At 55.6% G+C, this 11180-nt stretch carries 10 protein-coding genes; all 10 read right to left on the reverse strand.

Annotated features, from left to right (window positions below; all coding sequences use genetic code 11):
• Positions 1-28: 28 nt before the first annotated feature.
• Positions 29-523 carry a secA regulator SecM gene (gene secM / locus ACMYSN_RS10885; protein ID WP_462497996.1) on the reverse strand — a complete coding sequence of 165 codons (495 nt, stop codon included), beginning with the start codon at positions 521-523 and terminating at the stop codon, positions 29-31.
• A gap of 251 nt (positions 524-774) precedes the next feature.
• Complete coding sequence (gene lpxC / locus ACMYSN_RS10890) at positions 775-1692, reverse strand: UDP-3-O-acyl-N-acetylglucosamine deacetylase (protein ID WP_123757493.1); 918 nt, start codon at positions 1690-1692, stop codon at positions 775-777.
• Between the two features lie 100 nt (positions 1693-1792).
• Positions 1793-2944, reverse strand: coding sequence for a cell division protein FtsZ (gene ftsZ, locus ACMYSN_RS10895; protein ID WP_004857884.1), 1152 nt, complete (start codon positions 2942-2944; stop codon positions 1793-1795).
• 62 nt (positions 2945-3006) lie between these two features.
• Positions 3007-4269, reverse strand: a complete 1263-nt coding sequence (ftsA, locus tag ACMYSN_RS10900) for a cell division protein FtsA (protein ID WP_123757494.1) — start codon at positions 4267-4269, stop codon at positions 3007-3009.
• Complete coding sequence (gene ftsQ / locus ACMYSN_RS10905) at positions 4266-5099, reverse strand: cell division protein FtsQ (protein ID WP_123757495.1); 834 nt, start codon at positions 5097-5099, stop codon at positions 4266-4268. Before ftsQ ends, ftsA begins: the two co-directional genes overlap by 4 nt.
• 1 nt (position 5100) lies before the next feature.
• On the reverse strand, positions 5101-6021 hold the full coding sequence (locus tag ACMYSN_RS10910) for a D-alanine--D-alanine ligase (protein ID WP_462497997.1): 921 nt from the start codon (positions 6019-6021) through the stop codon (positions 5101-5103).
• Entirely contained in the window at positions 6014-7489 is a 1476-nt protein-coding gene (gene murC / locus ACMYSN_RS10915) for a UDP-N-acetylmuramate--L-alanine ligase (RefSeq protein WP_154144512.1), read from the reverse strand. The genes ACMYSN_RS10910 and murC overlap by 8 nt, the downstream gene beginning before the upstream one ends.
• A 47-nt stretch (positions 7490-7536) precedes the next feature.
• A complete protein-coding gene (gene murG / locus ACMYSN_RS10920; protein WP_462497998.1) occupies positions 7537-8607 on the reverse strand; it encodes a UDP-N-acetylglucosamine--N-acetylmuramyl-(pentapeptide) pyrophosphoryl-undecaprenol N-acetylglucosamine transferase in 1071 nt (356 codons plus the stop codon).
• Positions 8604-9863 (reverse strand): cell division protein FtsW, encoded by a 1260-nt coding sequence (gene ftsW, locus ACMYSN_RS10925; RefSeq protein WP_123757499.1) that lies wholly within the window; start codon positions 9861-9863, stop codon positions 8604-8606. The genes murG and ftsW overlap by 4 nt, the downstream gene beginning before the upstream one ends.
• The gene (murD, locus tag ACMYSN_RS10930; protein ID WP_462497999.1) at positions 9863-11179 is read right to left on the reverse strand and encodes a Mur ligase family protein; all 1317 of its coding nucleotides are present in this window, start codon (positions 11177-11179) and stop codon (positions 9863-9865) included. The genes ftsW and murD overlap by 1 nt, the downstream gene beginning before the upstream one ends.
• Position 11180 lies beyond the last annotated feature (1 nt).

An 11180-nucleotide genomic window follows, 5' to 3' on the forward strand; every position in this document is an offset into this window, starting at 1 on the left:
TCACAAAAAAGAATAATCCGTTTTTCGTTTAGCTGAGACGTTGAGGCCCTGCGCGGATCCCGGCGACCTGGCTAATCCAGGCTGAGATACTAAAGGCAGAATGGGACGGGTTGTAGGCCAGAAGACGAACCGCAACCGGCGGCTTGCTCTCCTGCGTCAGCAGTGCGCTGAGCGTGTCGAGTAAAGCCAGGTGCTGCGCCTGTAATGGCGAAGATTCTTCCGCAACCGGCAGCGCCTGCGGTGCCATGGCAAATGACAGATGGCGAATGACCGTGCGTATTGCATGCTGATGCCAGTAATCGACGGTGAAATTAGGTCGACGACTGGCTTCCAGCAGCGCCAGCTGGGAGAAATTAACTTTCGTTGGATTATGGTTACTGGCCGTTGCTTTCGCCGGTGACGTGGTTTCGTGGCTATTGCTAAGCGCAGGCAAGCCGAGACTAGCCGCGACCATCCCCAACAGGAGATGCGGCCAGAAATATCGTCTGCCAAACTGTCGCCAGCGCGTCAGCAATCCACTCACGTACGTTACCTTTAGTTGTAGCAACCCCAGGAAAAAATTTTGCGCCCAAATACTACCATTAATACGGCGCTACGGCAGCATGAATGACAGATCTGGCAAGTCAAAAGCGCTCAATAAAACAGCGAACGAACAATGAACAGCGCAGGAGAATTACAGCAGCCATGGGAGGGGAAGGCTAAAAAAGAAAAAAGACTGGTCCCCTGGCCGGAGAGGGTACCAGGTTACCAGTCGATTTTACTGAATGGTCAGGCTTATGCCATAACCATTGACGGTGCACGGAACGCCAGCGGCAGTTCTGCTTCGTCTTCGAAAGTCACATATTCCCAGGCTTCCTGTTTTGCCAGGACGGCCTGCAGCAATTTGTTATTCAATGCGTGACCTGATTTAAACGCCGTGAATGCACCGATGATATTGTGACCACACATAAACAGGTCACCAATCGCATCCAGCATTTTGTGGCGGACAAACTCATCTTCGAAGCGCAAACCGTCTTCGTTCAATACGCGATAATCGTCAACAACGATGGCACAATCGAAGCTGCCGCCCAGGCACAGGCCGCGGGACTGCAGATATTCGATATCACGCATAAAACCAAAAGTACGAGCGCGACTAATCTGGCGCATAAATGCATCAGCAGAGAAGTTCATCGCGTAGCGCTGGTTGCTTGCATCAATCGCCGGATGGTTAAAGTCGATGGTAAAGTCCAACGAAAAACCATTGTACGGTTTGAATTCAGCCCATTTGTCGCCATCTTCAACACGCACGGTGTCTTTGATGCGGACAAATTTCTTCGCACAGTTCAGTTCATCGATGCCGGCATCCAGCAACAGATAAACGAACGGCGCAGCACTACCATCCATAATTGGAATTTCCGGCGCATCGACTTCAATCACAATGTTGTCAATGCCCAGGCCAGCCAGTGCGGCATTCAGGTGCTCGACTGTTGAAATCCGCACGTCATGCTCGTTCACCAGGCAAGTACAGAGCATGGTATCCCGCACAGATTTGGCATCAGCCGGAAAATCAACCGGTGGATTCAAGTCGGTGCGACGATAGATGACCCCGGTATTTGCCGGCGCAGGGCGTAACGTCAGGGTGACTTTCTTGCCGGTATGCAAACCGACGCCAGTCGCCTGAACGATACGTTTAAGAGTCCTTTGTTTGATCATCGTATAATCTCGCCAAGTTACCTATCCAACCGAAGTATATTATACATTCGGGAGGGCAGTTTAGCACAAAGAGCGCTGATGCCCAACTTCCAGCCAATTCTTAATCGGCTTGCTTACGCAGGAAAGCTGGAATATCCAGATAATCCGGCTCTTTCGCAGTTTGCGGCGTGTTGTCGTTCACCACTTTTGCGACCGGTTTCTGCTCTTGAGTTAATGGTGCCATACCGTGCTGCTGGTAGCGATCCATCACCGGCTGCTGAACCTGTTTGTTGGTCACCAGGGTGATTTCCGGACGTTTGTCCATGCCGATACCGGTAGCAACGACGGTCACACGCAGTTCGTCGTTCATGTCCGGGTCAAGAGAAGTACCGATAACCACGGTCGCGTTATCCGATGCGAAAGCACGGATCGTGTTACCCACGGTTTCGAACTCATCCAGACGCAGGTCGAAGCCCGCGGTGATGTTGACCAGAACGCCGCGCGCGCCGGACAGATCGATATCTTCCAGCAGCGGAGAAGAGATCGCCATTTCAGCGGCTTCTTCCGCACGGTCTTCACCGCTTGCGACGCCAGAACCCATCATCGCATAACCCATCTCTGACATCACCGTGCGCACATCCGCAAAGTCGACGTTCATCAGACCCGGGCGGGTGATCAGCTCGGCGATACCCTGTACTGCACCTTTCAACACGTCGTTTGCCGCGCCGAAAGCATCCAGCAGAGAAATACCACGACCGAGCACTTTCAGCAGCTTGTCGTTCGGAATGGTGATCAGAGAGTCCACATGCTTGGACAGCTCAGTGATCCCCTGTTCGGCGAACGCCATGCGTTTTTTGCCTTCAAAGTTAAACGGCTTAGTGACGACCGCAACGGTCAGGATACCCAGATCCTTCGCCACTTCAGCCACAACAGGTGCTGCACCGGTGCCGGTACCACCGCCCATACCTGCGGCGATAAACACCATGTCTGCACCATCAAGAGCAGCGCGTAACGCTTCACGGTCTTCGTCAGCCGCATTACGGCCCACTTCCGGGTTAGCGCCGGCACCCAGACCTTTGGTAATACCGCTACCGATCTGGATAGTCTGGCCAACAGCCGTTTTACGCAGTGCCTGCGCGTCGGTGTTCACCGCGAAGAATTCAACACCTTCGATGCGCTCGCGCACCATGTGCTCAACGGCATTGCCACCGCCGCCACCGACGCCGATGACTTTAATCACCGCGTCGTTGGTCAGTTCCATAGGTTCAAACATAGTTTCTCTCCGTTTTGTGCCTGTCGCCTGAGAACGCTAATTTTCTGCGTTCTCTGAAAAAATTAAAACTCTTTTCGCAGCCAGCTATTAAGTCGCTTAATCCACGAGCCAACTGATGCAGTTACGCGTTTTTCTACTTCTGCTTCACCACTAAGATGAGATTCCTTCCCGTAGTGCAGCAACCCAACCGCCGTCGAATAATACGGCTCCTGGGCATAATCCGTTAATCCGGTAATATTCAGCGGCGCACCAATACGCACCTGCGTATGGAACACCCGCTGAGCACAGGCAGCAAGACCTTCAATTTGCGCCGCGCCGCCCGTTAATACAATCCCCGCCGCCAGATGGTGTTTAACCCCTTGCTGGCGAAGCTGCTCCTGCAGCTGCAGGATCTCTTCGTTAACCAGATTGAGCAGCTCGGTATAGCGCGGCTCAATAACCTCTGCCAGCGTCTGACGCTGCAGGCTGCGCGGTGGACGCCCACCGACGCTCGGCACTTCGACGTTTTCGTCTTTGCCGACAATAGAACCCAGCGCGCAACCGTGGCGAACTTTAATCGCTTCGGCATCGCTCGGCGGCGTACCAAAGGCGTAGGCGATATCGCTGGTCACCACATTGCCCGCGTACGGGATCACTTTGGTATGACGCAGCGCACCGCCGGTATACACGGCGATATCCATTGTACCACCGCCGATGTCCACCACGCAGACACCCAGCTCACGTTCATCTTCCGTCAGAACGGAATAACTGGCCGCTAAACCGGCGAAAATGAGTTGGTCTACTTTCAGACCACAACGTTCAACCGCTTTAACAATATTTTTTGCCATATCGTTATGGCAGGTAATCAGATGGACTTTCGCCTGCATACGCACGCCGGACAGACCCACCGGATTTTTAATCCCTTCCTGATAATCGATGGCATATTCCTGCGGAATGACGTGCAGAACACGATGCTCATCGCGTACGCGGACTGATTTCGCGGTATGCACCACGTTTTCAACATCGTCCTGCGTCACTTCTTCTTCTGAGATCGGCACCATGCCGATCTCATTTTGACAGCTAATATGTTTACCTGAAAGCGCCAGATACACTGACGAAATCTGGCAATCCGCCATCAGTTCGGCCTGGTCAATGGCGCGCTGTACGCATTTCACCACGGATTCCAGGTCGTTCACTCCGCCTTTATCCATACCACGCGAAGGACAACTGCCCACGCCAATGATATTGACCACGCCATCGGGCAGAACTTCCCCTACTAAAGCGGCAACCTTTGCGGTGCCAATCTCCAGCCCAACTACCAGTTTTCTGTCCGTCGCCTTGATCATTGTTGTTCTGCCTGTGCCTGATTCTGTTGTTGGTTAGTTTCCTCTACGGGAGCAGGTACCCAGCCCACTGCCGCACCCGAGTCATAACGCAAATCAACATAGCTAATCCGTTTGCCGTCGGTCTGCGCTTGTTGCTGAAGAACCGGGTAGAGTTCCATAAAGCGCTGAAGTCGTTTCATGGTGTCGCCGCGGCCAAGGTTGAGCTTAATATCGTTATTCAGCGTCAACTGCCAGGAGCGACGTGCGGTCATCGCCGCGACTTTCAACGTGAATTTATCCTTTGCCAGTACCTGCCCCATGTCGCGATACCCTTGCAACACTTCGTTCTCACTGCCTTCCGGGCCATACAACATCGGTAAATTCTGCTTATTGGTACGATCCGCTGGTACGCTGAAGGAGTTTCCTTCGACGTCCACCATATGTTGATCATTCCAACGCGCAATCGGCACATATTCAACCAGATGAATCTTCAATTCGTCCGGCCACTGCTTTCTAACGCTCGCCTGCTTAATCCACGGCAGGCGCTCGATCTGACTCTGGATGATGTTGACATCCTGGGTCATAAAGGTTCCCGGCGAACCTAACGCCAGAATCGCCTGACGAATATCATCATTGCGCGTGTAGTGACGTTCACCGGTGACCACCATTCTGGACAGCGGTAAACGCTGTGCATCTTCCATCCAGCCCAGAACCATCCACCCGCTGACCAATACGGTACTTAGCACCGCTAGCAGGAAGACAATCCCGGCCAGACGAGTTCCATTACTCCGGCGCAAAGAAGCGTTATCTTCTTCTTCCTGGTTTCGCGTATTCAGCGCAGCCTGCGACATATCACCCCGCCAGGTCCAAAATGCGAACAACAAGTTGCGAGAAGCTCATTCCTGCCTGACGAGCCGCCATCGGCACCAGGCTATGGCTGGTCATGCCAGGGGAAGTATTCGCTTCCAGCAAATAAAACTGGCCATCGCTGTCCAGCATCACGTCAATGCGTCCCCAACCTTTACAGCCGAGAACATTCCAGGCTTTAAGTACCAGAGCCTGAATTTCTGACTCGCGGACGAGATCCTCACAACCAGGGCAGAAATATTGCGTCTCATCAGAGAGATACTTCGCCTCATAATCATAGAAGGTTCCAGCCACCTGGATACGAATTGACGGTAAAATTTCTTCACCGACGATAGCGACGGTAAATTCGGGGCCACTCAGCCATTTTTCTATCAGAACGTCTTCATCATGCTGAAAAGCCAGCGTCAATGCACTCTGTAATGCACAACTTTCGCTCACTTTCGACATACCGACGCTTGAACCTTCACAAGCCGGTTTAACAATCAATGGCAACCCAAGGGCTGCAATCTGTGCTTCCGTCTCGGTAGTCAGGCCTTTTTCGAACTGCGTGCGCGTCAACGCCACCCACGGTGCAACGGGTAAACCCGCGCCCTGCCACAACAATTTGCTGCGAACTTTGTCCATGGAGATGGCCGATGCCATCACGCCGCTACCGGTATAAGGCAACTGAATCAGCTCCAGCAGCCCTTGCAACGTACCATCTTCGCCACCGCGGCCATGCAGCGCAATAAACGCTTTCTTAAACCCCATCTGTTTCAGCTGGGTCACATCAACATCACGAGGGTCAACCGGATGCGCATCCACGCCTGCTTCACGCAGGCCTGCAAGCACCGCGATGCCCGAATTCAGTGAAACATCACGCTCGGCAGAGGTGCCGCCAAAAAGAACCGCGATTTTATCAGCCACGGTGCTCCTCCTCCGTTTTTTGCGGCACGAGTTTGATTTCAGCCAGGTGACGTGCGATTTTTCCTATGTTTCCTGCGCCCTGCACCAGGATCAGGTCATTCCCGGTCAACACCGACGCCAGCATTTCAGCTGCCTGTGCCGGATCGGAGAGCAGAATCGGGTCAACTTTACCGCGACCGCGAATAGTACGGCACAGCGAGCGGCTGTCGGCTCCCGGAATCGGCGCTTCGCCAGCGGAATAGACATCCAGCATCAGCAGCGCATCAACCTGAGTCAGCACGTTGGCGAAATCATCGTAGAGATCGCGGGTACGCGTGAAACGGTGCGGCTGGAATAACATCACCAGATTTTTATCCGGCCAGCCCGCGCGTGCGGCTTTAATCGTGGCATCCACTTCCGTTGGGTGATGACCGTAGTCATCGATTAACATCGCGCTACCGCTTTTCCCGTTGACGGCGGCCAACGGATATTCGCCGAGAAAATCAAAGCGACGACCGGTTCCCTGGAAGCTTTCCAGCGCCCGCAGGATCGCACTGTCTTCAATCCCCTCTTCCGTCGCCACGGCGACCGCGGCGGCGGCGTTCAGCGCGTTATGGCGACCCGGCGCATTCAGCGTCACCTGCAGCGGCTCTTTATCCTGGCGAACCAGGCGGAAATGTCCCTGGGCGCCAATCTGACGGTACTCTTCGACACGCACGTCGGCATCGTCGCTGAAACCGTAGGTGGTAATCTGCCGACCCACACGCGGGAGCAGTTCACGAATCACCGGATCGTCCACACACATCACCGCACGCCCGTAGAACGGCAGGTTGTGCAGGAAATTAATAAAGGTCTGCTTCAGATTCTCAAAGTCGCCATGGTAGGTGTCCATGTGGTCGGCTTCGATGTTGGTCACGATAGCGACCATCGGCTGCAGGTGCAGGAACGACGCATCGCTCTCATCTGCTTCCGCAATCAGGTAACGACTGTGGCCGAGGCGGGCGTGAACCCCCGCCGCTTTCACCAACCCACCGTTGACGAAGGTTGGGTCAAGGCCCGCTTCCGCATAAATGCTGGAAACCATCGCCGTCGTGGTGGTTTTGCCGTGCGTACCGGCAATAGCAATACCGTGGCGAAAACGCATCAGCTCCGCCAGCATCTCTGCACGGCGAATGACCGGGATACGTGCTTCATGTGCCGCGACAATTTCCGGGTTTTCCGCGGAAATGGCGCTGGACACTACCACCACACTCGCATCGCGCACGTTTTCCGGGCGATGGTTGAAATAGATCGTGGCGCCAAGTTGCGTCAGCTGTTGCGTCACCGGATTCGGCGCCAGGTCGGAGCCGCTAATCTGGTAGCCTTCGTTAGCCAGAACTTCGGCAATACCGCCCATACCGGCACCACCAATGCCAACAAAGTGAATGTGCCGGACGCGACGCATCTCGGGCACTATGGAACGCAGTTTAGCCAGATCTTGTGTATTCATTCTTTACGCCATCTACATCTTTATACGGACGGTGAGATTCACCGTGATTAGCGCGCCAGTGCTACAGCGCTCACTTCTTCTGCTACCCGTTCGGTAGCATCCGGAATCGAGGCTCTACGCGCTCGTTCCGCCATATCCAGCAGCGTTTCCCGATCCCAGCCAGCCAGGGTCTGCGCTACGGCATCGACGGTGAACTGAGGTTGTTCGAGAATTTTCGCTGCGCCCGCTTTCTCCAACGGCAGTGCATTCCAGTACTGCTGACGATCCTTGTGCTGAAACGGCACAAATAACGCCGGTAAACCTGCTGCGGCAATTTCACTCACCGTCAGCGCACCGGAACGACACACAACAACATCGGCCCAGGCATACGCTGCGGCCATGTCATCAATAAATTCAGTCACTTTATGTTGTGGCTGCCCGGCATCGGCATAGGCCTGCTGTACCGTCTGCTGAGCACCTTTGCCACTTTGGTGCCAGATGGTCACCGCGCCTTCCAGTTTCCCTGCCACCTGCGGCATGGTCTGGTTCAGGACGCGCGCGCCCTGAGAACCGCCCACTACTAACACGCGCGTTGGGCCCTGACGCCCGACCAGGCGCTGCTCGGGTAACGGCAGAGCCAGCACATCGGTCCGCACCGGGTTGCCAACAACATCGGCATGCGGGAATGCGCCAGGGAACGCCTGCAGCACTTTCTTTGCAATCTTCGCCAACCATTTATTGGTCAGACCGGCAATACCATTTTGTTCATGCAGCACTACCGGGATACCCAGCGACCACGCTGCCAGACCGCCCGGGCCAGAAACGTATCCGCCCATGCCTAACACCACATCCGGCTGGAACCGTTTCATGATTTCTCGCGCCTGACGCCAGGCATGGAAGATACGGACCGGTGCCTGCAGCTGCGCCTTGAGCCCTTTGCCGCGCAGGCCAGAAATCTGGATGAAATCAATATCAATGCCATGCTTCGGCACTAAATCCGCTTCCATACGATCGGCAGTACCCAGCCAGCGAACCTGCCAGCCCTGGTCCATTAAATGGTGCGCGACCGCCAGCCCCGGGAACACGTGCCCACCGGTACCGCCCGCCATCACCATTAGCCGCTTTTCCTGACCGCTCATCGAACACCCCGTGTAAACGCCTGGGCTTTTTCCAGACGGGTTTCATAATCAATTCGCAACAGCAACATGATGGCCGTTGACATAATCAGCAAACTGGAACCGCCGTAACTGATCAGCGGCAACGTCAGACCTTTGGTTGGCAGCATACCTGCCGCGGCCCCGACGTTAACCAGCGCCTGAAAGCTGAACCAGATACCAATGGCGCATGCCAGGAAACCGGAGAAGCGATGGTTGATCTCCAGCGCTTTACGCCCAATAGACATGGCGCGAAAGGCGACGAAGAATACCATTAATAGGGCCAGTACCACACCGATATAACCGAGTTCTTCGCCGATAATGGCGAAGATGAAATCGGTATGTGCTTCCGGTAAATACTCCAGTTTCTGTACCGAGTTACCTAAGCCCTGCCCCCACATTTCACCGCGACCGAACGCCATCAGCGACTGGGTTAACTGGTAACCGCTGCCGAACGGGTCTTCCCACGGGTTCCAGAAGGAGGTCACGCGGCGAATACGATAGGGCTCAGCGAGGATCAGCAGCACCACCGCCGAGATCCCCATGCCGATAATGGCGATGAACTGCCACAGCTTCGCGCCACCAAGAAACAGCATTGCCAGGGTGGTCACGAACAGCACGACCACGGTACCGAGGTCCGGCTGCGCCAGCAGCAGAATCGCGAGGACGAAAATCACGCCCATCGGCTTTAAGAAGCCGCGAAGGTTATTACGGACCTCATCCCCTTTACGCACCAGATAGTTGGCGATGTAGCAGAACAGCGAGAGCTTGGTAAATTCCGCCGGCTGAATACGCAGTGGACCGAAGGCAATCCAGCGCGAGGCGCCGTTTACCGAACTACCGACCACCAGTACGATCAGCAGCATCACGATAGAGGCGATGAGCATGGCGGTACTGTGCCGCTGCCAGAACTCCATCGGCAGACGCAGGGTTACCATCGCCAGCCCGAGCGCCAGCAGAATATATAATCCGTCACGCTTGGCGAACAAAAAAGGATCGTTGGCCAGGCGCTGTCCAACCGGCATCGACGCCGACGTCACCATAATAAAACCGACAGCTGCCAGGCCGAAAGTCAGCCACAACAGCATGCGGTCATACATCACCAGGCTATCGTTATCTTTCTGACGCGAGCCCATCACCCAGCCTTTCAGCGCGGCGAACAGCCAGGAGAAGATAAACATCCCCGGCAGGCGCGGCAGTCTCCACTGAGGCATTCTCAGGCGCGGGAGGGATAAACGCATCAGCCTAACTCCTTAGCCAGACGGGAAAAAACATCGCCACGTTGTTCAAAGCTCTTGAACTGATCGAGGCTGGCACATGCCGGGGATAACAGCACCATATCGCCCGATTTCAGCAGCGGCGCAATCTGGCGCATCGCCTCTTCCATCGTTGCGGTCTGGGTTGCCACGTCCGGGCGCAGCGCCGCCAGCTGTTCGCCATCGCGACCGAAGCAGTACAGACGGATATGATCTCCCGTCAGATAGCGCGTCAGCGGCGTGAAATCGGCAGATTTACCGTCGCCGCCCAGCAGCAGGTACAGCGTACCGTCGAGATGCAGCCCGTTCAGTGCCGCTTCGGTGCTGCCCACATTGGTCGCTTTGGAATCGTTAATCCAGCGAACGCCGTTGTGATCCAGCACCAGTTGGAAACGGTGCGCCAGGCCGGTAAAGGTGGTCAGCGCCTTGAGGCTGCTGGCACGCGGCAGGCCGGCGGCATCCGCCAGCGCCAGTGCCGCCAGCGCGTTGCTGTAGTTGTGCTGGCCGGTGATGTGCATCTCTTTCACGTTAAGCACCTTTTCACCTTTAACCCGCAGCCAGGTTTCGCCCTGCTGACGGTTAAGGTGATAGTCACCGACATCCACACCAAAGCTAACGCAGCGCTCATCGGCGCCACGAACCGGCATCGTCAGCCGGTCATCGGCATTCACGATGCAGGTCTTCGCATTTTCATACACCCGCAGTTTGGCAGCGCGATACTGCTGCAAACCCAGCGGATAGCGGTCCATGTGATCCTCGGTAACGTTGAGGATTGTCGCGGCAACCGCCCGCAGACTGGAGGTGGTTTCCAGCTGGAAGCTGGAGAGTTCCAGAACATACAGCTCGCGATCCGCATCCAGCAGCATCAGGGCCGGCAGACCAATATTGCCGCCAACGCCGACGTTCACGCCGGCCGCTTTCGCCATTTCGCCCACCAGGGTCGTCACGGTGCTTTTACCGTTGGAGCCGGTAATGGCAACGATCGGCGCCTGCGCTTCACGACAGAACAGTTCGATATCGCCGACGATTTCCACGCCAGCATCCGCCGCTTCGCTCAACGCAGGATGCGCCAGCGCGATACCAGGGCTTGCCACTATCAGGTCCGCCGCCAGCAGCCAGTCACGGTTCAGCCCGCCGACGTAACGTTCAACCGCTTCAGGCAGCTTGTCGAGGCCTGACGGCGTGGCGCGAGTATCCATCACCCGCGGCGTCACGCCGCGCGCCATGAAGAAGTCCACGCAAGATAGCCCAGTCATGCCCAGGCCAATAATGACGACTTTTTTACCCTGATAATCTGCCATG

Origin of the sequence: Klebsiella sp. R445 (assembly GCF_051131755.1) — a bacterium.
In the GTDB taxonomy this organism is placed as follows: Bacteria; Pseudomonadota; Gammaproteobacteria; order Enterobacterales; family Enterobacteriaceae; genus Klebsiella; species Klebsiella lignicola.

What these genes read in the sequence shown, in the direction of transcription:
- lpxC (WP_123757493.1), bottom strand. Translation starts at nt 1,692, where the DNA reads ATGATCAAACAAAGGACTCTTAAACGTATCGTTCAGGCGACTGGCGTC.
- ftsQ (WP_123757495.1), bottom strand. Translation starts at nt 5,099, where the DNA reads ATGTCGCAGGCTGCGCTGAATACGCGAAACCAGGAAGAAGAAGATAAC.
- murC (WP_154144512.1), bottom strand. Translation starts at nt 7,489, where the DNA reads ATGAATACACAAGATCTGGCTAAACTGCGTTCCATAGTGCCCGAGATG.
- ftsA (WP_123757494.1), bottom strand. Translation starts at nt 4,269, where the DNA reads ATGATCAAGGCGACGGACAGAAAACTGGTAGTTGGGCTGGAGATTGGC.
- ftsZ (WP_004857884.1), bottom strand. Translation starts at nt 2,944, where the DNA reads ATGTTTGAACCTATGGAACTGACCAACGACGCGGTGATTAAAGTCATC.
- murG (WP_462497998.1), bottom strand. Translation starts at nt 8,607, where the DNA reads ATGAGCGGTCAGGAAAAGCGGCTAATGGTGATGGCGGGCGGTACCGGT.
- murD (WP_462497999.1), bottom strand. Translation starts at nt 11,179, where the DNA reads ATGGCAGATTATCAGGGTAAAAAAGTCGTCATTATTGGCCTGGGCATG.
- ftsW (WP_123757499.1), bottom strand. Translation starts at nt 9,863, where the DNA reads ATGCGTTTATCCCTCCCGCGCCTGAGAATGCCTCAGTGGAGACTGCCG.